Source organism: Pseudomonas sp. TWR1-1-3, assembly GCF_049896805.1.
GTDB classification, from domain to species: domain Bacteria; phylum Pseudomonadota; class Gammaproteobacteria; order Pseudomonadales; family Pseudomonadaceae; genus Aquipseudomonas; species Aquipseudomonas bubulae.
The window spans coordinates 1,257,245-1,279,787 of record NZ_JAFCUZ010000001.1; the positions used below are offsets into that span (position 1 = coordinate 1,257,245).

The following is a 22,543-nucleotide window of genomic DNA, read 5'->3' on the forward strand; positions in this document are numbered from 1 at the left end:
GGCATGCAGCCGGGCTGCGCCAGTTTACGCGCAGCCCGGGTCAAGCAAAACGAGGGATTAACGCGGCATGTAATCCCGTTGCCAACGACGAGGTATGCGCAACGACAACACGCCCAAAACAGCCGCAAAACCGGCGCTGAACAGCAGGGCCTGGAGGCCGAACTGCGCCTCCAGCAAGGCACCCAGCACTGCACCCAGCAACATCCCGGTCCAGGGCACCAGTTGCACGCGCCAGCCACTGCGCCGCTCACCCAGCAACCAGCGGCCCAGCCCGCGACCAAAACGCGACAATGCCCCGGTCACGTAGGTCAGGCCCACCGGCAGGCCATTGACCTGCTCCACCGCAGCATTGAGCATGCCCATTGCCACGATGGCTGCCAGCAACGCCGGCACCTGGCTGGCAAACGGCAGCAAAGCTGCCGCACACAACAACCCCGCAATCACCAGCATCAAGGGTAAGGCGCGCCGTCCGCCCCAGCGCCCCAGCAATACCCCCAGGGCGTTACCGACAATAAACGCCAGTACCGCAAGCAGCAGGCGCAACGCCATATGCAGGTCACCGTCACCGACGGCCACCGCCAGGCGCGTGGTGTTGCCACTCATAAATGAGACAAAATCACCGGTGGCCAAAAAGCCGATGGCGTCCGTCATGCCCGCCAGCACCGACAGGCTCGCCACCATGGCCAGCCCTACCCGGCCGCGCCAGGCACGTACTCGAAGATGCACGGGATTGCTCGGTTTTCGCAGTGGCGCTGGAAGCATGGCGCAAGCCTCTGTAGGAATACCAGACTAAAGAGTGAACGATTTTGTCATACAAAAAAGCCACCATAGCATTCACCCTGCAGGACAATTACCGATCTAGCGCAGGTAAAATCGAACCAATTGTGAAAAAGGCATCTAATAAACGCTTCTGCCAAGGATAAGAGGCTCAGGTTTGCAGTAATGACAAGGATCAACACAGGGGCTGCCATGCCCACTGTGCCAGGCCAGTCAGCCTTAACAGATGTATGCAGAAGAATCCCATGACCCAGTCTGTTTGGATTAAACCTCGACTCAAGCCCTATGCATTGGCGGCTATCCCGCTGTTACTGATTGCCGGCGCTGTTGCGCTGGCGGTACATGCGGATGACGTCTTTGCCCAGCCGGTAGACGGTGTGCAAACCCTGGTGTTTTTGCGCCATGCGGAAAAACCCGCCGATGGCCTCGGCCAGCTCACCTGCCAGGGACTGAACCGCGCGATTGACCTGGCCACCCTGTTGCCACAGCGCTATGGCAAGGCTGACTACGTGTTTGCAGCCAACCCTTCGCGCCAGGTTGAAGAAGGCGCCAATGATGATGCCTACAGCTACGTACGGCCGTTGATGACCATCAACCCGAGCGCCATCAAACTGGGCTTGCCGATCAATCTGGAGTATTCGGCCAACGATACCCGCCAACTGGCCAAAGAGCTGACCGACGACCAGTATCACAGCTCAACGATCTACACCGCCTGGTCCCATGGCTACTTGCCGGAACTGATCAACAGTGTCGCCAGTCAGGCGCTGGGCAAGAAGACCTCGTTGACCGAAGACTGGTCCGGTGGCGACTTTGACTCGTTGTATGTGTTGACCCTGACCTGGAAAGACGGCAAGGCCAGCCTGCTCAGTCGCGTCGACAAACAGGACCTCAACAATGGCTCCAGGGCGTGCCCGACCTGATCTGATCCACCCGCACCGGGATCACGGCGCGGTTGAATTTTTCAGCACAAATGCCGATCATCCGGCGCACTCTCGGCAAAAAACGCTGTCAGATGCCACACTGACTTTCCAGCGCTGGCTGCTCGAACAACCCCGGCGCGACCCATCTCCAACTTGCGAACAGCTCAAGGTACATGCATGAAGATCAAGGTTACCGGATTACCCCTGCTTTTAGTGGCCTTGCTGGGACTGGCAGGCTGCGCGACCCCGAGCGTTGTGACCCTGCAAAACGGCACGCAATACCTGACCAAGGACCTGCCCACTACCACCAACAAGGACGGTTTCTATGAGTTCGTCGATATAGCAGGCAAGCACATAAAGGTCAGGGCCGAGGATGTATCAACGATCAAGGCGGATTGAAGATCAGCGGCAAGCGCCAAGGCTGTTGACGCTTGCCCCTGCTTTTACCCGTTCAGGGCATCCAGCAACCGGTAGTAACTGATACCCGCCGCCACATACAGGCGCTGCAAGCTGTGGAAGGGAATTCTGCGCATCGGCGTGACAGGGAACGGGAAGTCATTGCTGGCCCCCGAAACTCGCGCCGCCAGATGCTTGCCCAAGGTTGTCGCCATCGCAATGCCGCGGCCGTTGTAGCCCATCAGGATCGACAGGCCTGGCTGCGGCTCATGCAACTGTGGCAACACACTATGATTGAGCGCCACACGCCCGCTCCAGCGGTATTCGATCGCCACGCCTGCCAACTGCGGAAACACGCTGATCAATGAGCGCTCAAGGTGTGCCCAGTCTTCGGCACGCCGCGGTTCGGCAAACGGCCCACGCCCACCCAGCAGTACACGCCCCTGGGCATCCTGCTTGAAGTACAGCAGCAGGCGCCGCGCATCGGAGCACACTTCCCCGCCCGGCAAAATGGTTTTGCGCAGCTCCGGCGACAGTGGTCGGGTAGCAATCAGGAAACTGTTGGCCGCCAGCACGGTTTGCCGCAGCCCTGGCCACAAGCCATCGGTATAGCCATTGGTAGCCAGCACCACACGCTCGGCCGTCACACTATGACCTTGTGCGGTGGTCAGTTGCCACTGCGTGCCGATGCGGCGCAAGTCCGTCACCCGGCTATCGCTGTGAATCATCACGCCACGCCCCAGTGCCGACCTGGCCAGGCCGCGAGCATAGTTAAGCGGGTGCAAGCTGCCAGCCCGCGGGTCAACCCAGCCACCCACGTAATTGTGCGTACCGATACGCTGGCATACGCTGTCACTGTCCAGCAACTCGGCGGCTACACCGCGCTGTTGCCACTGGCGGGCACGACCCTCCAGAGTCTTCATCGTCGCGCTGGAAAAGGCCGGCTGAATCCAGCCCTTGCGCGTGGCATCACACGCAATGCCGTATTCGCGAATCAGCGAAAACACTTCATCTGCGGCACCGCCGCAGGTTTCGATAATTTTCTCGCCACGCTCAGCGCCAAAACGCTCAAGCAACTGATCGGGGTCGTATTTGAGGCCGGGGATGACCTGCCCGCCGTTGCGCCCCGAAGCGCCCCAACCCGGCTCACCCGCATCCAGCACACAGACACTGACACCCGACTCTGCCAGGCGCAGTGCAGTCACCAGCCCGGTGTACCCGGCACCGACAATCGCCACGTCCACCCGCTTGTTTTCCGCCAGTGCCTGGGTCAGAGCCGCGGGGCGCGCCGTAGCGGACCAGAGGGAAGGTGGCAAGATCAATTTCGAGGGTGCTTTCATGTACGCCTCCGCAGCGCAAAGCGGCCTTCCAGACGACGCAAGCCATAGGACAGCGGCAAGCTCATCGACAGATAGAGCAACGCAACCAGGGTGTAGACCGTCATGTTTTCAAAGGTCGAAGACGCAATCAGTTGCCCTTGGCGGGTCATTTCCGCCACGGTGATGGTCGACACCAGCGAGGAGTCCTTGAGCATCATCACCAGCGTGTTGCCATAGGGCGGCAAGGCAATGCGAAATGCCTGGGGCAGCACAATCCGGCGCATGATCAGCAGACCGCGCATGCCAAACGACTCGGCGGCCTCGATCTGGCCCAGGTCGATGGCCTGGATCCCCGCCCTAAAGTTCTCGGCCTGATAGGCCGAATAGGCAATGCCCAAACCGATCACGCCAGCCTGCATGGCACTGAGCTGGATACCGAAGTCGGGCAACACAAAATAGATATAAAACAGCTGCACGATGATCGGCAGCCCGCGAATCACATTGACCACGCCGATGGCGAACAATGCGATGGCGCGAATCTTGGAAACCATCATCAGCGCAAACAGCAGGCCAATCACTGAACTGAGCAGGAACGAACCTGCAGTGACCTGCACAGTGACCACTGCGCCTTTGAGCAGAATTGGAAGAAAGTCCAACGCGTCCTGGAGAAACATAAACTACCTGCGCACCGCTACAAGAAGTGACCCGCCGCAACACGGGGGCCACAGGATCATCAGTTCAGTTGCCACTTCTCGATGATGCGTTGCAGCGAGCCGTCGGCCTTGATGGCGGCAATGCCCTTGTTGACCTGCGCCAGCTTCTCGGCATCGCCCTGGCGCATCACCAGGCATACGTCGCCCATCACCACCGGCACATAGGTGCTCGACAGTTTTACGTCCGGGTTTTTACCCTGGGCCAACTGGTAGGCGATGATCGGGCGATCACCGAATGCCGCCTTGATACGGCCCAGCTTGAGGTCCCGCATCAGGTCAGGAATGGAGTCGTAGCTGCGCACTTCCTTGAAGCCGCCGTGCTTGTTCAGCGCATCGAGAAAGACCGTACCAACCTGGGCGCCGACCACTTCACCGGCCAGGTCATCCATGGTTTTGTATTCTTTCGGGTCGTCAGATTTGACGATCAGGCCTTCGCCGTAGCTGAAAATCGGATCGGAATACTGCACAACCTTTTCACGCTCTGGGGTTTTGAGCATGGCGGCGGAAATCAGGTCGATCTTGTTGGTGGTCAACGAAGGGATCAGAGCCGCAAAGGTGGTTTGCTGGATCTCGGTGTCGAACCCGCCAGCCTTGCCCACCGCCTCGGCCGCATCGACCATCATGCCCTGGATTTTCCCGCTCTTGATATCGAGGAAGGTGAACGGGATGCCCGTTGCTGTCGCCCCGACTTTATAGACAGGCTCTGCAACAGCGCTGGCTGATCCAATCAACCCGGCAGCCATTGCGCATACCAGCGTCAGCACTTGAAAAGGTTTGTGCATAGCGAATCTCCCTGTGGTCGCTTTTATTGTTGCGATACGGCACTCAACAACCCCTGCAGCCTCTGGTGCAAAATGCCGCCATCGACTATAACCAATTTACTTAAATCGTAAAGAGATTTATAAGTATCGCATATCGATACTTATAGACCTGAAACAAGCCAAGGATGCGCCATGAGCGATAACAACAACCCTCTTTTCAACCAGTCACTGGAAAAGGGCCTGGCCGTACTTCGCGGTTTCGGCGCGGCGCGGCGCACCATGACCCTGGCAGATATAGCGTTGGTGGCAGGCATCAGCAAAAGCTCGGCCCAACGCATGGTGCATACCCTTGAAGAACTCGGGTATGTACGCAAACACCCGCAAAGCCGGCGCTTCCAGTTAACGCCCAAAGTTATGGAGATCGGCTACAACTATCTGGCCGCCGATATATTGGTAGATGTGGCAAACCCCTACTTGGCCGAGCTTAACCAGATCACCGGCGAGACGGTCAACCTGACCGAGCCCGACGGACTGGACATGGTTTACGTGTCACGTTTCGTCGCGCCGAAATTTATCCCGATCCATATGCCTATCGGCAGCCGTATCCCCATGTACTGCACAGGTGGCGGGCGTGCTTACCTAAGTGGCCTGGCAGATGATGAAATCCGTGGTGTGCTGCAAGACAGCCAGCTGATCGAACTGACACGCCATACAATTACCGATGCCGACGCCATATTTGAACGGGTGCAGATCAGCCGCAAACAGGGCTATGCCACCAACAAGGAAGAGATGTTTCTGGGTGACATGACCATTGCCGCGCCGATTTTCAACAGTAACGGCCTGCCGGTCGCGGCGGTGCATGTGGTGGTGCCCAGCAGCCGCTGGAGCATGGAAGAAGCCGAAGAAAAACTGGCCTCTACAGTGATTCAGTGCGCCCGCGGGATCAGCAACTCGATCAGGACGCTGTAGCCCGTATATACGACGACTGTGGGAGCGAGCCTGCTCGCGAAGGTCGTTCGCGAGCAGACTCGCTCCCACAAAAAGGCTTGATCGGCAACAGAGTCTCTTCAAGGGACAGAAGAGTCAGAGGCGCCAATGGTTTTCAAACCGCGCCCAAAATCAACCCGCGGTAATGCCCGGGGTTGGTCCCCGACCATTTGCGAAAGGCCTTGTAGAATGAGCTGGTATCGGCAAAGCCCAGGCGCTGGGCAATGTCGGCATAGCTGTGCTCAGGCTCGGCCAGCCAGCCGATTGCCAGCTCCTTGCGCACACTGTCCTTGAGCCCCTGAAAGGTTTGCCCTTCGTCCGCCAGGCGACGGCGCAAGGTCGATGCCGACATGCACAGACCCTGCGCCATGCCCTGGGTCTCGGGCCACTGCACGGCCGGCAACTGGCGCAGATTCTGTTTTATCTGACTGGCCAGGCTTTGCGGGTCGCGGTACTTGACCAGAATATTGGCCGGTGCTTCGGCCAAAAACCGTTTCAACTCCTGATCGCTGCGCTTGATCGGTGCATCCAGGCAATCAGCGGCAAAAATCATCCGCGTGCGTGGCCGCTCAAAACGCAGGTTCTCGGAGAACATCACTTCGTAGTCTTCGCAGTAATCGGGCGCAGCACAACGCAGCTCAATGGCCAGAATCGGAATCCTGCGCCCGGCCAGCCAGCAGGCCACACCGTGCACGATCATCCAGTAGGCAAAGTAGGTAAAACCACGGCTGGCCTGTTGCTCAGGCTCGTGCAGGACAATCTCGGCCACGCTTTGCTGACGCACCAGGCGTGCAGGCAAACGCTCCAGCATCAACGACAGAAACCCCAGTACCACCTCCAGCCCCCGGGCCAGGGTTGGCTGCGCCATGGCCGAGCGGCACATGAACTCCAGGCTGCCGGCCCGCAACTTGCGCGGGTCCATGCCAAAAAATTCGTCGTCCAGGCGCCGCGCCAGCAACCGCCACATCCGCGCATAGACCATGGCCGGTACACGGGCATCCGGCTGGTCAAGCAACTCGCGCGCGATGCCGACCTTGTGCAGCACTTCATCCGTGGCACCGCCCGGCGCGCAGCTTTGCAGCAGTGCCTCACGCACCAGATGAATGGAGATGGTGTCCTTGTTCAGCATTGGCCCTGTTCCATGCCCGATGACGTATCGATGACGGCCATCTTAAGCAGCACGGATCAAAAAGCCAGCAGTAACTTGCCGCTGGACGGGCAGCGCCAGCGGCGCGGCCCGTGGCTCAGGCAATCAATCAGCGGTTATCCACCGTGGTGATTTCTCGACGCTCGGCCATGCTCGCCGGCACACCCTCTTCGTCGGTGAAAAACTGTTGGTACCACTCGCGTAGCTGATAGACCGGACCATCGCCCTCGGCCAGCACCGGGTTGTTGATGCGCACCTTGTGCGTCCAGATATCAACGTCCTGATAGAACGAGTCGCGGTTACGCTGCACATAATCCACGGCCAGCGCTTCGTTCTGTTCATGGGTCCAGCCCGGCACTTTTTTCACCATGCAGCCAAAACGCAGTTCAAAGCTGTTGGGGCCGATCGGCACGTGGCAATTGAGCAGGATGGACTTTATTTCCAGCCCTTCAAACACCGCGCTCATGCGTGTCAGGTGCGTCGCGGGGCCGTAATAGGCCGACTCGGCCACCAGGTCACCGCCCAGCCGCTCGGAGTCGCCATGGAAGATCTGCTGAGCGATATGCCCCTCGAACACATTGTGGAAGTACTTGGTCGGCGTGCCATGTACCGGACCGAAATGCTGGGCGTCCACCAGGTTGTCGACCAGCTCGCGCGGGTTGGTGTCGATGATCAGCTTGTCCATATGCCAGCTGTGCAGCCACTCATCGCTGTCCAGCTCCGGTAGATGGGGGATCACCACATCTTCGGCGGGCGGCTTGCCTTCAGGGTTGTTCCACACAAACAGCAGATTGTTGACCTCGCAGGTCTGCCAGGCACGGGTTTTGGCCTTGGGCGGAATGCGCTTGCAGTAAGGGATCTCGACACACTTGCCGCTGGCTTCGTACTGCCAGTGGTGAAAGGGGCAGACCACACGGTCGTTCTCGATAGTGCCCTGGGACAGGTCGGCGCCCATATGCGGGCAATGGGCGTCGAGCACACTGATCTCGCCCTTTGACGTGGCAAATGCCAGCAGTCGCGAGCCGAACACATTCAGGGTATGCAGCTTGCCATCACGGTACTCGTCTGCCTCGCCCAGGCAATGCCAGCCGCGACCATAGCGGGGCGACAAAGCATTCTCGACGTGGATGTGTGCGAGTTTAGTCATTTTTATTATTCCTCAGGTTAAGGGCCAGGGCGCTTTACCCGATGATCTTCACCGAGGTTCGGGGTGGGCTCATCGTTCAGATGGACTAGAGGGGCTGCCCTCACCCCAACCCTCTCCCGCAGGGAGAGGGAGCTGGTTTGCGGTGATCTTTGGGCCGCGTGCGGTCAGTCCCCTCTCCCCATGGGAGAGGGTCAGGGTGAGGGAGCGCTTAGCGCCAATCCTCGACAATCCCGTGTTCACGGGCAAACGGCTGGCAGTGAATGGTCTTGCGCTGGTGATCAACCGCCCCTTCATGGGTGGCCAGCCACAGCATCACCGCTGCTGGTACCTCTGGCGGCGCAGAGCCTGCACGCAGGGCAATGACGCCTTTGTCACCAATGGTGGCGCGCAATGCGTCAGTGGTCACCACACCCGGGTTGAGGGTGTAGGCACGAATCCCCTGCTCCCCCAGTTCCACCGACAATATGCCCGACAGCCTCGACACTGCCGCCTTGCCCGCACCATAGGCGTAACCCCAGCCGCCCTTGCCCGCTGCCACCGGCGGATCGGTTTCTCCAGCACCGGAGGTGACGTTGATCACCACACCGCCGCCCTGCTCGAGCATCTGGCTGACCACCGCCCGGGTCAGCAAGAACGGTGTCATCACATAGCCCTGAAAGACTCGCTCCAGGGTCTCGGGCTGCAACTGCATAAAAGGTACATTCAGGTCGCTGCCCTGGTAGATGGCATTGTTGACCAGTACATCCACCCGGCCATATTCGGTAAACACAGCCTGGCTGGCGGCCAGTACCGACTCACTGTCGAGCAGGTCCATGGGCACCACCAGCGCCTTGCGTCCCAGCTCACGGATTGCCGCTGCGGTGGCATTCAAACTGCCGGGCAGCGGCGTGCCATCCGGGTTGCGCAAGCCGTGGGCATGGCTTTGACCTTCGTCCAGGCTGCGCGCACTGATGGCCAGATCAAAACCTGCACGGGCAAAGGCCAGCGCGGTTGCACGACCAATGCCGCGACTGGCGCCGGTAATAAATGCCACTTTGTTCATAAAAGCCCCTTAGCGGTCAGAAGCGCTGTGTACGCACCATTGCGTCCATGCCGCCGTCGACAAACACTACGCTGCCGGTCATGAAACTGGCCTGCGCCGATTGCACAAAAGCCACAACCCGGGCCAGTTCTTCAGGAGTGCCCGAGCGCCCCAGTGGTGCGACAAACTCACGTACGGCCTTGCCAAACCGCGCATCGTCCTTGGCCGCCTGATGCAGCGGGGTTTCCACCGCGCCCGGTGCAACCACGTTCAAACGGATACCTTGCGGGGCCCATTGCACCGCCTTGCGCCGCGCGGCACAGGTCACCGCATACTTGGAACCGGCATAGGCCAGGTGCGTCTGACCCAGGGCATTGGCCAGTTCCAACGCCTTCGCCTCGTCACCGGCGAGCATCGCGGCAACCATTGGTTCCTGCTCGGCACCCGAATGGGTGGCCGCCACTGAACCAATCACCAGTGCAGCCGGGTTCTCCCCCTTGGCCAGCGCATCGGCCAGACCATCAAGCAGCTCACTGACACCAAAATAGTTCACGGCCAGCACCAGGCCGCTGGAAGCAGCGGTCACCCCGATCCCGGCGCAGCACACCAGCCCGTCGAGGACCCCGCCGCATTGCTCAAGCACCTGCGCCACTGCCGCCTGGCGCCCGGCACGGGTCGAAAGGTCAGCGACCACTTCGGCATTGCCACGGTCAATTCCGATTATCCGGTGGCCCGCAGCTCGTAATTGCGCGCACACGGCGGCGCCGATCCCGGAAGCGGAACCGCTGACAGCAGTAACTGGCATAAGACTTTCCTTGATGATGCAGGCGCAGGCGGCCTGGCTGACGAAAAACCGGCGGTGGCGCAAACACCCTCGCCGGCGGGCATAAATCCTTAAGCGCTTTTACGAACCGGACGCGCCAGTTGTGGCGCCGGCACCACCACGGACTCAGCCGCTCGCAAGGCGCACTTGGGCTTTCCCAACGCGACCACGCTGTTCAGCAAAATCCTCACCAGCTCGGTCTGGCGGCGCACACCGGTCTTGGAGAAGATCGAACGCAAATGCGCCCGCGCGGTGTTGCGCCGGATATTCAGATTTTCCGCCGCTTCCTCCAGGGACAAGCCGTTGGCCAGTTCCATCGCCAGCGCCGTCTCGGCCTTGGTCAGGTTGAACAGTTGTTTGGTCACCACTTCACTGGCCAGCGATTTGCCTACCGAGTCGCGGATATAGATCACTGCCGCCGGCTTGCTCTTGCCTTCGGCCCACTCCAGCGACGGAATGGCCTCGACCACCAGCCCCAGGCTGACCTGACCCGAAGGCCGGGTCACGGACATCGCATCGGCTGTCGCCCCGCCCTCACGCACTTCCTGGCTGAAAGCGTGCTTGACCAGGCGTTGCAGCTCGCGGTTGTCGCTGGGGTAAGTGGCTTCCAGCCTGCCCCCCACCAACTTGAGTCCATCAGCGTTCTTGAGGATTTCTTCGGCCACCGGGTTGAGGCGCAGAACCTTGCCGGTTTCGTCGAGCACGATGGTCGCCACCGACAGGCGGCTGATGGCCTGGGCGTACAACTCGCTCATGGACTCGCTGCGATCGAGCAGGTTGTGCAGATGCAGGGCGCGGCGCAAATGCGGCAGAAAACTGCTGCACAGGGCACGCTCGGCACTGGAGAAAGCCGGGGAAGACTTTGGCCGGGTGATGCGAAACCGCAGCTTGCCGCCATCGGGTGTGGAAATGTCGGCGCCCATCACGTGATAGACATTCTGCGGACCGCAGTAGGCCTTGAAATAGGCCGACTGCACCCACTCGCTCTCGCTCATCAGGTCTTCGACGGTAAATACCTGGTCCAGCGCCTGCCCGACAAAGGGGGTATTGGTTTGCGGATAGGTTTGATAGGTCAGCTCGCCCTCGCCTTCGATATCTCCGGCAACGATCATCAAGCCCAGATCGGGCTGATCGGGCACTCGCAGGATCAGGGTTGCGTAGTTGGCCCGGAACATGCCACGCACGGTACACAAGGTACGACCCATTATTTTGGGGTCCAGGGCACCGTCATAAAAGCTGCCGACCATCTGATCGTAATCGGCCAGTTCAAGCCCCAGACCGGCCAGGGTCTGGTGATTCAAGGTCACTGTATCCACGGACTTATCCTCGCTTCGGGCCAGGTTCATGACCGGCCCTTTTTATTGTTCTTATGACTAGCGGCTAACCTTTGCACCACATCCGTAAAGCTGTGCAAAAGCGACTCAGTGTGTCTGTATGCCTGCCGTCATACAAGCCCGGCAAGCTGTCTGCTTCAGCGGTTTGAAGAGTCCTTCGCAGCAACGCTCGGCTTGAGCGGATAATGCCCGGCGGTCGCTTGCGCCGGGCGGGTTTTGACCTTGACCAACGGTCGTGCCAAATTGAACCAGGCCGCCAGCGCCGGTAGCAAAAAGATTGCGCCGAGCACGTTGACGAGAAACATGAAGGACAGCAGTACACCCATATCAGCCTGGAACTTCAGGGGAGCAAAGGCCCAGGTACACACGCCGATGGACATGGTCAGCGCCGTAAACACTGCCGCCGTACCCCGTTGGCACATGGCCTGGTAGAACGCCGTGCGCAGATCCTTGCCGTCAGCCATTTCATGGGCAATCCGCTCGTACAGATAGATCCCGTAATCGACTCCCACCCCCACGCCCAGTGCCATCACTGGCAAGGTCGCGACTTTCAGGCCGATGCCCAGGGTCGCCATCAGGGCGTTGCACAGGATCGCGACGATGGCCAGCGGCACCAGAATGCACAGCACCGCGCGCAATGAACCAAAGGTCAGCCAGCAGAACAGCGCCACCGAACCGAACAGCGCCGCGAGCATCACCACCTCGGCCTGCTTGACCGCTTCGTTGGACGCCGCCATCACCCCCACGTTGCCACCGGCCAGCAGAAACTCCACGTTTGGCCCTTGCAAGCCGCCGATGATGCGCTGGGTTTCGTCCACTACATGGCTCACGGTCGACCCTTCGTGATCGGTGAGGAACACCAGGATCTGCATGCGCTGGCAGCCTTCGGTCACCAGGCCGTCGTCCGGCATGTAAGCGCGAGAGCCCTGGCTCAGGCCGCGCTCGGAACCTGGGATCGCCGACCAGCGCGGGTTGCCTTCGTTATTGCCGGCAATCACGGCTTTACCCATGCCCGCCACGCTCTGCACTGACTGCACACCCGCCACGCTTCGGATCTGGAAGTCGAAAGATTCAATGGCGCGCATCACTTGCGGCGCCAGGCAACCTTCTTCGATGCCCTTGACCTGCACGAACACCGACATCACATCCAGGCCAATCGAATAACTGTTGATGATCTTCTGGTTGTCCTGGTTGTAGCGCGAATCGGCGCGCAGCTCCGGCGCACCCACGCCGATATCGCCCACTGCCAGATCCCGGGCCTTCCAGGCACCGACACCGAGCAGCAGCAGGCTGACCACAAACACCGCCAGCGCCGGTTTTGGCTCGGCCAGCGCCGACAGCCGCCACCACAGCGCGTGCTTGCCCTGCACCTTGAGCCCTTGGGCCATCGCCCCCGGCTCAAGCTTGAGATACGACAGGATGATCGGCAGCATCAGCTTGTTGGTGATGATCATCAGCATCACCCCGATGCATGCGGTCACGCCCAGTTCATGCACGATGGGAATGTCGATCAGCATGATGACGCCGAAACCCAGGGCGTTCATCAGCAACGCCAGCGAACCCGGGATGAAGATCTTGCAAAAAGCGCCGTGCGCAGCCTGCACCGCAGAGCTGCCCGCCAGTACATCCTGTTTCCAGGCATTGGTCATTTGCACCGCATGGGAGACGCCGATCGAGAAGATCAGAAACGGCACCAGAATCGACATCGGATCGATCCCCAGCCCCAGCAACGGCAGCAACCCCAACAGCCAGACCACCGGCAGCAGCGCCACGGCCAGCGCAACCACCGTAAGGCGCCATGAGCGTGAATAGACCCACAGCATCAACGCGGTGATGACAAAGGCAATCACAAAAAAGCCGATGACCGTCGTCAGGCCTTCAACCACGTCCCCCACCAGCTTGGCGAAGCCGACGATGTTGATCTCGATATCATCATTGCTGTACTTGGCACGGATATCTTCCAGCCGCTGGGCCACCTCGGCATAGGACACCGATTTGCCGGTTTGCGGGTCCATGTCCTGCAGGTCGGCGCGCACCATCGACGAGGTCAGATCATTGGCCACCAGACGCCCGACCTGTCCGGAGCGGGCGACGTTGTTGCGGGCCTGGGACAAGTCTTCGGCCGTGCCGGTAAAGCGCGGTGGCATCACCACATCGCCGAAAAAACCGTCCTCGGTGATTTCGATATAGCGCACATTGGCGGTGAACAGCGACGTCACACTGGCACGGCTCACACCATTGATAAAAAACACGTCATCCGTGACTTTGCGCAGGGTTTCCAGGTACTGGCGGTTATAGATATCGCCTTCGCCTTTCCACTTCACACTGACCAGAAAACGGTTGGCCCCCGTGAAGTACTGGCTGAAGTTGAGAAAGTTGACCATAAAGGCATTGCGCACCGGGATCTGCTTGTTAAAGCCCGGGTCCAGTTGCGTGTGTGTGGCGCTGTAACCCAGGGCCAGGGTTAATAATACAAACAGCGCCAACAGGCTCTTGCGCCAGACGATCAGCAAATCGGCAATACGCTCGACCGTGCGATTTACAACACTGTTTTCACTGTTCACCGGGCACCTCCAAGGGCAGCAAAACCGCCATCAGTCCCCTGGAACACACCGCGCTCGCCGCCTACCAGCAGCCGTGAGCCCACCATTACCGCCGAAGTCAAAGTTCCCAGCCCCGGCAAGCGCGTAGCGCTGACCAGTTCACCCTTGCCGTCCAGGCGTACCACCGAGCTGCCAGCACCGACAATCAGCAGGCCACCGTCGTTGGGCAATAGGACATGGCCGTAGAGCGGCAATTGATTGCCGACTTTTACCGGTTCCCAGGTCTGGCCGAAGTTCTGGCTGACAAACACATGGCCGCGCATGCCATAGGTCACCCAACGATCGGGGCTCAGGCGTACCACACCAAACAGCGAGCCGTTATAGAACGGCTCGAGCTTGTGCCAGCTGTGCCCGGCATCGTCGCTGCGCAGCACCAGCCCTTGCTCGCCGACCACCATGCGGCGACCGTCTGTTCCGCCATCCATGCCATTGAGGTGAGCGCTATCCACCTCCAGCGGCTGGGCTTGCCAGGTGCGACCGTCATCCCCGGACTGGTAAAATTTGCCGAAACTGCCGAACGCCAGGACACGATTGCCGCCGGCACTCCAGATGCCCAGCAAAGGCTCGGCGATTTCGCCGTCGAAGCGCACTTCTGACCAGTTGGCGCCTTCATCTTCTGAGCGCACAATCCAGCCATCATGGCCGACCGCCAGCAGGCTTTTATCCGGCAGCGCCACCAGTGCGGTAAGGGTCAGATCACGCTGCGGCTTGACCGTCGCTGGCTGCCACGAGCCCCCCTGATCGTCGCTGAGCAAAATATTGCCGCGCTCGCCGACGGCCACCACCCGCTTATCCAGATACAACATACCGTTGATTTGCAGACGATCGGGCCGCAACTGGGCCGAAGCGACATCGGAGGCATGACGTGGAGAGAAGGTAAACGCGATGGTGACAGCGACGATCAGGCAAACCAGATAGCCAATTATTGAGCGCATGGTCGATGCCTCGCTGCACGATTCAGTTGCTGGGCAGAGTTCATGCAGCCAGTCCTCTTTTTATTATCGTGGATGCTCTGGCTGCCTCCTCGGCGAGGCGTCCAGAACCTTCCTTCGATAATCGGACTGGTGAGTCACAGGCACATCGTCCAAATGGCCTAGCTGGAATGGGGGGTGCAAGCGTATAGCCGGGTTTGACTGACGCGCCGGATAGATATCCGGCGCTTTCGTTGAGCTGAAATCACCGGGGCGACCTGCCCCTCAAGACGCCACTAATGCCTGCGCCTTCACCTTGCGTCGCTGAATAAAATACCCCAGCACCGCCAGCGGCGCCGTAGCCAGCATTACTTCAACCGTGATGTGCAGCGGCTGGCTGATAAAGGTCGACACCAGCAGGCTGCCCAAAAAGCACAACCCAAGCTGCAACGTATTTTGCAAACCTGCCGCCTTGCCGGAGTTCTCCGAAAATGGCATCAGTGCGCTCGCGACAACAATCGGATAACTCGCACCGTTAACCAGCGCCATCAAACAAAACGGGATCAGCAAGGTGGTCAGCGTCGGCACGGTCTGGGTCGCAACCCCATACAGCCCGACCATGCTTGCGCAGTAAGCCACCAGCAACCAGGGTAACAACGCCCGCCCACTGATCCGCTGCAACGCGCTGCGACAGCTGTAACCACCCACCATAAATGCCACAGTAGGCAGCGCGTAGCTCAAACCGATATCGCTTGGGCTATAACCCATATCGCCCAAAATAAAGGGTGAGGCCGTCAACCAGGCGAAAAAGCTGGCCGAACATGCGGCGAAGATCATGACGTTGCCACTGAATTTAGCCGTGCACAGCAGTTGCCAATAGCTCACCCCGGTTTTAACTGCCTTTGGCGCCACACGGGGTTTTTCCTTGAGCAGCAACGTGGGTACGATCAGTAACACCGCCAGGCCCAGCAATACCGCAAAAATCGCTTGCCAGCCCAGGTGACTCAGCACCACGGCCCCCAGCAAAGGAGCCAGTGCCGGTGACAGTCCCATCAGCGGCATGATCCCGGCAAACACGCGGTTGGCCTGGTCAGGCGGGTATCGGTCGATGACCAGCGCCTGCCAGGTTACTGCCGCCGCGCAAATGCCGATGGCCTGAATAAACCGCAGGCTCAACAGCAGCACACTGTCCTGCACCCAGAACATGCCCGCGCACCCCAGGGCAAACAGCGACAACCCCGCCAACAACACCGGTTTGCGCCCCAGGCGGTCCGATAACGGCCCCCAGAGCAACTGGCCGATCGCGAACCCGGCCAGAAAGATGCTCAGGCTCGCGCCCACCGCACCGGCTGAAAGCCCCAGTTCACTGCGCAACGTGCCAAATGCCGGTAAGTACATATCCATTGCCAGGTAGCCCAGCATGCTCAGCCCGGCGAGATAACAGGTAAAACCAAAAGTGTTTTTCATGTGCACCCAAAAACTTGCCATCAAACAATTTGTTGACTGCCGCGCATTATCCAGCTGAGGATTTGCTTGTGAAGCGATAATAATTGCCAACTGGCATCGAATTTTTTGAAGGCAAAACCATGTGGTCTGAATACTCCCTGGATGTAATTGATGCAGTCGCCCGCCACGGCAGTTTCAGTGGCGCAGCCCAGGAACTGCACCGCGTTCCCTCCGCCGTCAGCTACACCGTGCGCCAACTGGAGCAATGGCTGGCGGTACCGCTGTTTGTACGTCGTCACCGGGATGTGGAACTCACGCCTGCCGGGCGGATGTTTGTCAAAGAAGCCCGCGACGTCATGAAAAAAATGCTCGGCACCCGCCGCCTTTGCCAGCAGGTTGCCAATGGCTGGAGCGGCCAGTTGCGGGTGGCCGTGGATTCAATCATCAAAAAACCGCGCTGCCAGCAGATGGTCATCGACTTCTACCGGCATTTCCCCGACGTGGAACTGATTGTTCAATACGAGGTGTACAACGGTGTGTGGGATGCCTTGGTAGACGGCCGTACCGATCTGGTTATCGGAGCCACCCGTGCAGTGCCCGTGGCGGGGAGCTTTGCCTTTCGCGACATGGGTTTTCTGCACTGGCTGTGCGTCGCCAGCCCGCGGCATCCGCTGGCGTCCATTGGCGGATTGCTGGGTGATGAGCACCTGCGCCCCTACCCTGCACTGTGCATGGATGACACTTCACGCAGCCTGCCCAAACGCGACACCTGGACCCTGGATAACCAGCGCCGCATGATGGTGCCCGACTGGGCTTCGGGGCTGGCCTGTTTGAGCGACGGTCTGTGTGTCGGCATGGTGCCCGCCCATCTGGCCCAGCCACTGATCGACCAGGGCCAACTGCTTGCACTGAACCTGCAGCGGCCCTTTCCGGCCAGCCCTTCGTGCATTGCCTGGGCACAGAATAACCATTCCCCGGCCATGAGCTGGCTATTGGAGTACCTGGGTGACACCGCCACCCTGAGCCAGGAATGGCTCAATGAACCTCAAACAGAATCGGATACAGCGACACCACCAGCAGAATCGCCATCGTCAGGTTGAATGCCAGCAGCCACTTGGGCCGGGTCAGCACATTGCGCAACGCACTGCCACAACCGGCCCACACGCAGACACTGGGCAAGTTGATGATGGCGAAGACCAGCGCGATGACAAACACGTTGGCGATATAACCCTGAGACGGCGTGTAGGTGGTGATTGCACCAATGGCCATCACCCAGGCCTTGGGATTGACCCATTGAAACGCCGCCGCGCCCCAGAAGCCCAGTGGCCTGCCCTGGGCCGCACCCGACTCGGACACCGGCCCCGAAGTGGCGACTTTCCACGCCAGATACAGCAAGTACGCCGCCCCCAGATAACGCAAAACGGTGTAGGCCATGGGCACGGCCTTGAATACACCCCCCAACCCCAATCCAACCGCAAGCACCAGGAACATAAAGCCGAAGCTGATGCCCAGAGCATGGGGGATGGTGCGCCTGAAGCCGAAGTTGACCCCCGATGCCAGCAGCATGGTGTTATTGGGGCCGGGGGTGATGGACGAAACAAAGGCAAAGAGTGCGAAGGCAGAAATCAGTTCGAGGGAAAACGGCATCTTGTTATCCGGCAGTCTGGTGAGCGGTGTGTTCACACTATCGGATTACCGAGCCGGAATTGCGCTACAGATGGCCATTATTTTGACCACACACATTTGTCCGATCAAATGATTTGACTGCGCAATTTTCACATCACTTTCACATCGCTGCGCCTAGATTGGATCCACTCCTTTAGTGAATCCCATTTAGGCCCGCTTCCCCCAGCGGGCCTTTTTTTGGCTGGTGTTCAGTCATCCAGGGTCTGAGCCGCTTTTGCCGGTTTGGCGGGCTTTGTCGATTTGCCAGCGGCTGCGCCCTTGGCCGGCGTCTCCACCGCAACCGGTGCCTGGGTTTCCTTTTCAGCAGCGGGCAAGGCATCGATGGTTTTAAACAGCTCGGCCAGGTCAACATCCCCCACTGTCTCGACTTTCTTTTCCCCATCCTTGCCGATCAGGATCACTTTGGCCTTGTCGATAATCATCCCCGGCTTGAGCCCGCGAATCAGCGACATGGTGCTCTGGGGTTCAAGGTCCTTGCCATCGCGTTTGCCTGTAATGCCCACAATCGTATAGAGCACCATATTGCGCTGGTCAAAAGCCTGCTTGCTGGCCGGATCTTCAAGGGCTTTTTTGAGGTTGACCAGGGTTGGGTCGGCATCTGCACGGGCGACCACTACCAGCGGGCGAAACTTGCCGCGGTCCTGTTCAAGCGGGCTTGGAACTTCAACGGCCTGCACCGTGCCTGCAACCAGCACAGAAGCAAGGATCAATAAACGGATAAACATCCAGATCTCCTTTTATTATCGGACCGGCTTCGCGAACGTGCTGCCAATGCCTTGAAACCCTTGGCGTTGAGCCTGTATTCCCAAGCTTAGGCCAAGGGATCCGTCACGCAACCGGGTTCCCGGACTTTGCCTTTCAAGTTTATTTTTTGCAACTGCATCCAAATCCTCCTGCTGCGGGTAGTACCCGTAACAGCAGCGTGCTGTTATCCCATCAGGAGATCGGAACATGAACGCAAAACCTTTGATCAGCCATGCCAGCCTGACACTTGCCGCCATGCTGCTGGTGGCAGCCCAGGGCGCCTGGGCACAGTCGAATTTGCCCGAGAACATTAGAGTTCCCGACGGCCACAAGATGGCAATGACAACAGTTGGTGTAGGCGAAATCACATATGAGTGCAAAGAAAAAGCCAGCACTCCAGGCGAAATGGAGTGGTTTTTTGTAGGCCCAAAAGCTCAGCTCAATGACACAACTGGTAAACAAGTTGGTAGCTACTTTGGCCCGCCCGCGACCTGGCAAGCCCTGGACGGTTCCAAAGTCACCGGCACCCAGCTCGCAGTGGCCCCTGCCGGGGCTGGCAACCTGCCCTATCAACTGGTCAAGGCCAATCCTGCCGAGGGCAAAGGTGCCATGAACGGTGTGAGTTACATCCAGCGTGTGGCACTCAAGGGCGGTGCGGCACCTGCCAGCGCCTGCACAGCCGCCAACAAGGGCCAGCGACAAGTAGTGCCATACCAGGCCGATTACATTTTCTGGGCCAGCCGCTAATGCGTTACATCGTCTACGCTGCTTCGATGGAGACCGGGCAATGACCGGAGATGTCCCATCTGCAACGGCGGAACACAGTGACACTACCTGAGCCACTATTTGACTATGAAGCCTGCCTGCTGGCCTGCGCCCGCGGCGAGCAGCAGGCGCTGGTGGCCCTGTATGCCCAGGAAAGCGCGCGCTTGCTGGGGGTAGCCAAACGCATTGCCCGCGACAGCGCACTGGCTGAGGACATCGTGCATGACGCTTTTATCAAAATCTGGATGCGCGCCGCCAGCTTCGATCCCGGGCGCGGTTCTGCACGAGGCTGGATTTTCAGCCTGACCCGGCATCTGGCCCTGAACTGCAGGCGCGACACTCGCCTGGAAATTCAAGTCAGCGAAAGCAGCGAACTGGCCTTGCAACCTCTGGCCACTCTCGACGGTCGCCACCAGATGCAGGACCCACTGCAATGGCCGGATGGCTGCGAGCGCATATACGGCTGCCTTGAGCAACTCGACCCGGCCCGACGCTCCTGCATTGTGCATGCTTATGTTGACGGCTATACCCATGCAGAAATTGCAAACAAACTGGACACCCCTCTGGGCACCGTAAAAGCCTGGATCAAACGCAGCCTGAGCGCCTTGCGCGAGTGCATGGGATGACTTTTACACCTGACAATAGCGAACCGGCCGATCTCGATGCCTTGGCGGGCGAATACGTGCTGGGCACGCTCAATGGGCAACAACGGCGTGCGCTTGAGCAACGCCTGCCCCATGAGCCTGATCTGCAGGCCGCAGTCGATCGCTGGGAAGCGCGACTGTTGCCCCTCAACGACCTTGCCCCGGCGCAACAGCCTTCAGAGCGGCTGTGGCCGAGAATCGAGCGCAGCCTGAACGCCCTGAATGTCCCAGCCTCGCCAACACAGGCCCGTACTGGTTGGTGGAACCGTCTGCCATTGTGGCGCGGCCTGACGGCCGCAGGCCTGGCCGCAACGCTGACACTGGGCGTGGCATTGTGGTCCGTGACCCCAGCCATCTCACCGCCCGCCTATGTGGTGGTTCTGGTGGCACCACAAAGTCAGGCACCCGGTTGGGTCATCCAGGCCAACGATCGTGAACACATCCAGCTGATCCCCCTTGGCGTCGCGCAAGTGCCCGGCGACAAGGCCCTGGAGTTCTGGACCAAGGCCGACGACTGGGCCGGGCCGGTGTCCCTGGGGCTGGTCAAGCCGGGACAAGTGCTGTCACTGCCACTGGATCGCCTGCCGCCGCTGTCGCCCAATCAACTTTTCGAGCTGACCCTGGAAGGCCCCAACGGTTCGACAACAGGCAAGCCGACAGGGCCGATCCAGTTTATCGGCCGGGCTGTCAAAGTGATTTGACCGCTTTGGTTTTCGCCCTGGTTTTCGCCCTGTAGTGACGGGCAACGGCCACCACCACCATCAATGCGACCACGCCCAGGGCGATCGGCAAGCGATAGGGCTTAAGGTCGCCCAGTACGCCTTCGAGAAACTCCCCGGCCCAATAGCCGCCACTGGCAAACAGCGTTGCCCACACGGCCGCGCCCACGGCATTGATGCAGAGAAACTTCAATGGCGAGACCTTGCTGGCACCGATCACCATGGGCCCGATCAGGCGCATGCCATACAAAAACCGCACCGAAAAAATGGACACCGTCGGATACTGGCCAATCAACTGCGTCACGCGATCAATAGCGGCCTGCTGTTTGTGCAGGCGGGGCAACAGGCGAGCACCGAAATAACGCCCGAGCCAGAACAACAACTGATCACCCAGCATCCCCGCCAGGCTGGCATAACCAATCACCGGCAACAGCTTGAGGACATGCTGGTGTGCCGCCATCCCCCCGAGGATCAGAATGGTTTCACCTTCGAGCAAACAGCCGATAAAAATGGCCAGGTAACCATACGTTGCCAGCAGGTAATTGAAGTCAATATGTTCAAACATGCGCGATCCATAGCTCCATTGAAATCAGGGTTTAAAACGCAATGGCTCAGTGCCGGTGGCGATGATGGATATCCGGGAAATGCGGATGGTTATGGCTGATGACCGAATGCTGATGTGCATGACTGTGAGCCTTGCCCGCAGGAATATCTGCGGCATGCTCATGCTGGTGATGTTCATCGTGGGTATGGCGATGGGAGTGCTCCAGCGGCTGATGTAAATGCTCATGCTCATGGCGCTCGGTCAGATGCAGCCAGACCCCGACAATCATGCAGCCAGCAGCCAGCCAGAACAGCAGCGATACCGACTCGCCCAGCAGCACAATGGAAATTGCCGCCCCCAGAAAAGGTGCCGTTGAAAAGTACGCCCCGGTGCGCGCCGCCCCCAGGCCGCGTAATGCCAGGACAAACAGCACCAAACTGACACCGTAGCCCAGGAAACCGATAAGCAGGGTCGGGCTCAGTACCCCAAACGACGGAACCTTCGCCCCCAAAGCCAATGCAATCGCACAGTTCACCAACCCCGCGAAAAGGCCCTTGGCGCCCGCGATATACAGCGCATCAGAAGCAGATACCTTGCGCGTCAGATTGTTATCGACCGCCCAACAGAAACAGGCAAACCCCACCGCCAATGGCCCAAGCCAGGAAAGCGACACCGCCGCAGATGCCCCGGATGGCCAGGACAACACAACGCCGCCGGCAATGATTGCCAGCATCCCCAGCACGATTCGCCGGTCTGCGTTTTCCTTGAACACCACCCAGGCCAGCAGTGCCGTGAGCACTGGTTCAAGATTCAACATCAACGAAGCCGTCGCCCCGCTGGTGAGGGTCAAAGCGAACATCAACGCCACGGGGCCCAGGATCCCGCCAAATACAATTGCGCCGAGCAGCCAGGGCCATTCACCGGCACCCAGACCCGAGGGCTTCCAGCCCCGATCGCGTACACAGCGCACCAACAGCAAACCCAGGCCACTGCCCAGGTACAACAGCCCGGCCAGCATCACCGGCGAGACCTCGGTACCCAGCAGCTTGGCCAATGGCGTACTGGCCCCGAACAGCGCTGCCGCTGCCAATGCGTAAATCACACTCGTATTCATCACGCCCACTCATGTCCCAGCT

General features: G+C 59.6%; 23 protein-coding genes. 7 read left to right on the plus strand and 16 right to left on the minus strand.

Annotated elements, in window-relative coordinates; translation table 11 throughout:
• Positions 1–57: 57 nt before the first annotated feature.
• Complete coding sequence (locus ACP7BE_RS05570; RefSeq protein WP_095023745.1) at positions 58–762, minus strand: YoaK family protein; 705 nt, start codon at positions 760–762, stop codon at positions 58–60.
• Positions 763–1,022: 260 nt separating this feature from the next.
• Between ACP7BE_RS05570 and ACP7BE_RS05575 the strand changes: the two genes are divergently transcribed.
• Positions 1,023–1,697 carry a histidine phosphatase family protein gene (locus tag ACP7BE_RS05575; RefSeq protein WP_095003338.1) on the plus strand — a complete coding sequence of 225 codons (675 nt, stop codon included), beginning with the start codon at positions 1,023–1,025 and terminating at the stop codon, positions 1,695–1,697.
• A gap of 177 nt (positions 1,698–1,874) precedes the next feature.
• Positions 1,875–2,096 (plus strand): YgdI/YgdR family lipoprotein, encoded by a 222-nt coding sequence (locus ACP7BE_RS05580; protein ID WP_426105067.1) that lies wholly within the window; start codon positions 1,875–1,877, stop codon positions 2,094–2,096.
• A 44-nt stretch (positions 2,097–2,140) separates the two neighbouring features.
• Here ACP7BE_RS05580 and ACP7BE_RS05585 read toward each other — a convergent pair whose 3' ends face one another.
• The 3 genes from ACP7BE_RS05585 to ACP7BE_RS05595 are packed head-to-tail and all read right to left on the minus strand — an operon-like array spanning position 2,141 to position 4,907.
• On the minus strand, positions 2,141–3,433 hold the full coding sequence (locus ACP7BE_RS05585) for an NAD(P)/FAD-dependent oxidoreductase (protein ID WP_296302467.1): 1,293 nt from the start codon (positions 3,431–3,433) through the stop codon (positions 2,141–2,143).
• Positions 3,430–4,086 (minus strand): amino acid ABC transporter permease, encoded by a 657-nt coding sequence (locus ACP7BE_RS05590; protein ID WP_095003335.1) that lies wholly within the window; start codon positions 4,084–4,086, stop codon positions 3,430–3,432. Before ACP7BE_RS05590 ends, ACP7BE_RS05585 begins: the two co-directional genes overlap by 4 nt.
• Before the next feature lie 59 nt (positions 4,087–4,145).
• A complete protein-coding gene (locus ACP7BE_RS05595; protein WP_095018695.1) occupies positions 4,146–4,907 on the minus strand; it encodes an ABC transporter substrate-binding protein in 762 nt (253 codons plus the stop codon).
• A 171-nt stretch (positions 4,908–5,078) separates the two neighbouring features.
• Here ACP7BE_RS05595 and ACP7BE_RS05600 point away from each other — a divergent pair, with 171 nt between their 5' ends.
• Entirely contained in the window at positions 5,079–5,855 is a 777-nt protein-coding gene (locus ACP7BE_RS05600) for an IclR family transcriptional regulator (protein ID WP_095003333.1), read from the plus strand.
• A gap of 133 nt (positions 5,856–5,988) precedes the next feature.
• Here the strand turns inward: ACP7BE_RS05600 and ACP7BE_RS05605 are convergent, their stop codons facing one another.
• The 8 genes from ACP7BE_RS05605 to punC all read right to left on the minus strand — a co-directional run bounded on the left by ACP7BE_RS05605 (position 5,989) and on the right by punC (position 16,326).
• On the minus strand, positions 5,989–7,002 hold the full coding sequence (locus ACP7BE_RS05605; protein ID WP_150628117.1) for an AraC family transcriptional regulator: 1,014 nt from the start codon (positions 7,000–7,002) through the stop codon (positions 5,989–5,991).
• A gap of 127 nt (positions 7,003–7,129) precedes the next feature.
• Complete coding sequence (locus ACP7BE_RS05610; protein ID WP_095003331.1) at positions 7,130–8,167, minus strand: Rieske 2Fe-2S domain-containing protein; 1,038 nt, start codon at positions 8,165–8,167, stop codon at positions 7,130–7,132.
• Between the two features lie 208 nt (positions 8,168–8,375).
• Positions 8,376–9,209 carry an SDR family NAD(P)-dependent oxidoreductase gene (locus ACP7BE_RS05615; protein WP_095003330.1) on the minus strand — a complete coding sequence of 278 codons (834 nt, stop codon included), beginning with the start codon at positions 9,207–9,209 and terminating at the stop codon, positions 8,376–8,378.
• A 16-nt stretch (positions 9,210–9,225) separates the two neighbouring features.
• Positions 9,226–9,993: an SDR family oxidoreductase gene (locus ACP7BE_RS05620; protein WP_426105072.1), complete on the minus strand. Its 768-nt coding sequence runs from the start codon at positions 9,991–9,993 to the stop codon at positions 9,226–9,228.
• An 89-nt stretch (positions 9,994–10,082) separates the two neighbouring features.
• Positions 10,083–11,327 (minus strand): helix-turn-helix transcriptional regulator, encoded by a 1,245-nt coding sequence (locus tag ACP7BE_RS05625; protein WP_370688638.1) that lies wholly within the window; start codon positions 11,325–11,327, stop codon positions 10,083–10,085.
• A gap of 155 nt (positions 11,328–11,482) precedes the next feature.
• A complete protein-coding gene (locus tag ACP7BE_RS05630; protein WP_426105075.1) occupies positions 11,483–13,909 on the minus strand; it encodes an efflux RND transporter permease subunit in 2,427 nt (808 codons plus the stop codon).
• On the minus strand, positions 13,906–14,883 hold the full coding sequence (locus tag ACP7BE_RS05635) for a WD40/YVTN/BNR-like repeat-containing protein (RefSeq protein WP_426105077.1): 978 nt from the start codon (positions 14,881–14,883) through the stop codon (positions 13,906–13,908). The genes ACP7BE_RS05630 and ACP7BE_RS05635 overlap by 4 nt, the downstream gene beginning before the upstream one ends.
• Before the next feature lie 261 nt (positions 14,884–15,144).
• Positions 15,145–16,326: a purine nucleoside transporter PunC gene (gene punC / locus ACP7BE_RS05640; protein ID WP_426105079.1), complete on the minus strand. Its 1,182-nt coding sequence runs from the start codon at positions 16,324–16,326 to the stop codon at positions 15,145–15,147.
• Positions 16,327–16,445: 119 nt separating this feature from the next.
• Here punC and punR point away from each other — a divergent pair, with 119 nt between their 5' ends.
• The gene (punR, locus tag ACP7BE_RS05645; protein WP_150628119.1) at positions 16,446–17,405 is read left to right on the plus strand and encodes a DNA-binding transcriptional activator PunR; all 960 of its coding nucleotides are present in this window, start codon (positions 16,446–16,448) and stop codon (positions 17,403–17,405) included.
• On the opposite strand, the gene ACP7BE_RS05650 is transcribed toward punR, so the two are convergent.
• Both ACP7BE_RS05650 and ACP7BE_RS05655 read right to left on the minus strand, forming a co-directional pair.
• Positions 17,341–17,952, minus strand: coding sequence for a LysE family translocator (locus ACP7BE_RS05650; protein WP_095003324.1), 612 nt, complete (start codon positions 17,950–17,952; stop codon positions 17,341–17,343). The genes punR and ACP7BE_RS05650 overlap by 65 nt on opposite strands.
• A gap of 227 nt (positions 17,953–18,179) precedes the next feature.
• The gene (locus ACP7BE_RS05655) at positions 18,180–18,716 is read right to left on the minus strand and encodes a DUF4174 domain-containing protein (protein ID WP_150628120.1); all 537 of its coding nucleotides are present in this window, start codon (positions 18,714–18,716) and stop codon (positions 18,180–18,182) included.
• Positions 18,717–18,942: 226 nt separating this feature from the next.
• Here ACP7BE_RS05655 and ACP7BE_RS05660 point away from each other — a divergent pair, with 226 nt between their 5' ends.
• From ACP7BE_RS05660 to ACP7BE_RS05670, 3 genes are read left to right on the plus strand one after another with little or no spacing between them, the layout of a single operon-like run.
• Positions 18,943–19,482: a DUF3455 domain-containing protein gene (locus ACP7BE_RS05660; protein WP_095003322.1), complete on the plus strand. Its 540-nt coding sequence runs from the start codon at positions 18,943–18,945 to the stop codon at positions 19,480–19,482.
• Positions 19,483–19,532: 50 nt separating this feature from the next.
• Positions 19,533–20,126 (plus strand): sigma-70 family RNA polymerase sigma factor, encoded by a 594-nt coding sequence (locus ACP7BE_RS05665; RefSeq protein WP_404824632.1) that lies wholly within the window; start codon positions 19,533–19,535, stop codon positions 20,124–20,126.
• On the plus strand, positions 20,123–20,845 hold the full coding sequence (locus ACP7BE_RS05670) for an anti-sigma factor (protein ID WP_150628121.1): 723 nt from the start codon (positions 20,123–20,125) through the stop codon (positions 20,843–20,845). Before ACP7BE_RS05665 ends, ACP7BE_RS05670 begins: the two co-directional genes overlap by 4 nt.
• Here ACP7BE_RS05670 and ACP7BE_RS05675 read toward each other — a convergent pair.
• Together ACP7BE_RS05675 and ACP7BE_RS05680 are read right to left on the minus strand one after the other, a co-directional pair.
• Complete coding sequence (locus ACP7BE_RS05675; RefSeq protein ID WP_095003319.1) at positions 20,832–21,428, minus strand: DedA family protein; 597 nt, start codon at positions 21,426–21,428, stop codon at positions 20,832–20,834. The genes ACP7BE_RS05670 and ACP7BE_RS05675 overlap by 14 nt on opposite strands.
• Positions 21,429–21,474: 46 nt before the next feature.
• Entirely contained in the window at positions 21,475–22,521 is a 1,047-nt protein-coding gene (locus tag ACP7BE_RS05680; protein ID WP_095020707.1) for an EamA family transporter, read from the minus strand.
• Between the last annotated feature and the right edge of the window lie 22 nt (positions 22,522–22,543).

Excerpts from the sequence above, each read along its gene's own strand:
- ACP7BE_RS05570 (WP_095023745.1), bottom strand. The coding sequence starts at position 762 with ATGCTTCCAGCGCCACTGCGAAAACCGAGCAATCCCGTGCATCTTCGA.
- ACP7BE_RS05575 (WP_095003338.1), top strand. The coding sequence starts at position 1,023 with ATGACCCAGTCTGTTTGGATTAAACCTCGACTCAAGCCCTATGCATTG.
- ACP7BE_RS05580 (WP_426105067.1), top strand. The coding sequence starts at position 1,875 with ATGAAGATCAAGGTTACCGGATTACCCCTGCTTTTAGTGGCCTTGCTG.
- ACP7BE_RS05585 (WP_296302467.1), bottom strand. The coding sequence starts at position 3,433 with ATGAAAGCACCCTCGAAATTGATCTTGCCACCTTCCCTCTGGTCCGCT.
- ACP7BE_RS05590 (WP_095003335.1), bottom strand. The coding sequence starts at position 4,086 with ATGTTTCTCCAGGACGCGTTGGACTTTCTTCCAATTCTGCTCAAAGGC.
- ACP7BE_RS05595 (WP_095018695.1), bottom strand. The coding sequence starts at position 4,907 with ATGCACAAACCTTTTCAAGTGCTGACGCTGGTATGCGCAATGGCTGCC.
- ACP7BE_RS05600 (WP_095003333.1), top strand. The coding sequence starts at position 5,079 with ATGAGCGATAACAACAACCCTCTTTTCAACCAGTCACTGGAAAAGGGC.
- ACP7BE_RS05605 (WP_150628117.1), bottom strand. The coding sequence starts at position 7,002 with ATGCTGAACAAGGACACCATCTCCATTCATCTGGTGCGTGAGGCACTG.
- ACP7BE_RS05610 (WP_095003331.1), bottom strand. The coding sequence starts at position 8,167 with ATGACTAAACTCGCACACATCCACGTCGAGAATGCTTTGTCGCCCCGC.
- ACP7BE_RS05615 (WP_095003330.1), bottom strand. The coding sequence starts at position 9,209 with ATGAACAAAGTGGCATTTATTACCGGCGCCAGTCGCGGCATTGGTCGT.
- ACP7BE_RS05620 (WP_426105072.1), bottom strand. The coding sequence starts at position 9,993 with ATGCCAGTTACTGCTGTCAGCGGTTCCGCTTCCGGGATCGGCGCCGCC.
- ACP7BE_RS05635 (WP_426105077.1), bottom strand. The coding sequence starts at position 14,883 with ATGCGCTCAATAATTGGCTATCTGGTTTGCCTGATCGTCGCTGTCACC.
- punC (WP_426105079.1), bottom strand. The coding sequence starts at position 16,326 with ATGAAAAACACTTTTGGTTTTACCTGTTATCTCGCCGGGCTGAGCATG.
- punR (WP_150628119.1), top strand. The coding sequence starts at position 16,446 with ATGTGGTCTGAATACTCCCTGGATGTAATTGATGCAGTCGCCCGCCAC.
- ACP7BE_RS05650 (WP_095003324.1), bottom strand. The coding sequence starts at position 17,952 with ATGCCGTTTTCCCTCGAACTGATTTCTGCCTTCGCACTCTTTGCCTTT.
- ACP7BE_RS05655 (WP_150628120.1), bottom strand. The coding sequence starts at position 18,716 with ATGTTTATCCGTTTATTGATCCTTGCTTCTGTGCTGGTTGCAGGCACG.
- ACP7BE_RS05660 (WP_095003322.1), top strand. The coding sequence starts at position 18,943 with ATGAACGCAAAACCTTTGATCAGCCATGCCAGCCTGACACTTGCCGCC.
- ACP7BE_RS05665 (WP_404824632.1), top strand. The coding sequence starts at position 19,533 with ATGTCCCATCTGCAACGGCGGAACACAGTGACACTACCTGAGCCACTA.
- ACP7BE_RS05670 (WP_150628121.1), top strand. The coding sequence starts at position 20,123 with ATGACTTTTACACCTGACAATAGCGAACCGGCCGATCTCGATGCCTTG.
- ACP7BE_RS05675 (WP_095003319.1), bottom strand. The coding sequence starts at position 21,428 with ATGTTTGAACATATTGACTTCAATTACCTGCTGGCAACGTATGGTTAC.
- ACP7BE_RS05680 (WP_095020707.1), bottom strand. The coding sequence starts at position 22,521 with ATGAATACGAGTGTGATTTACGCATTGGCAGCGGCAGCGCTGTTCGGG.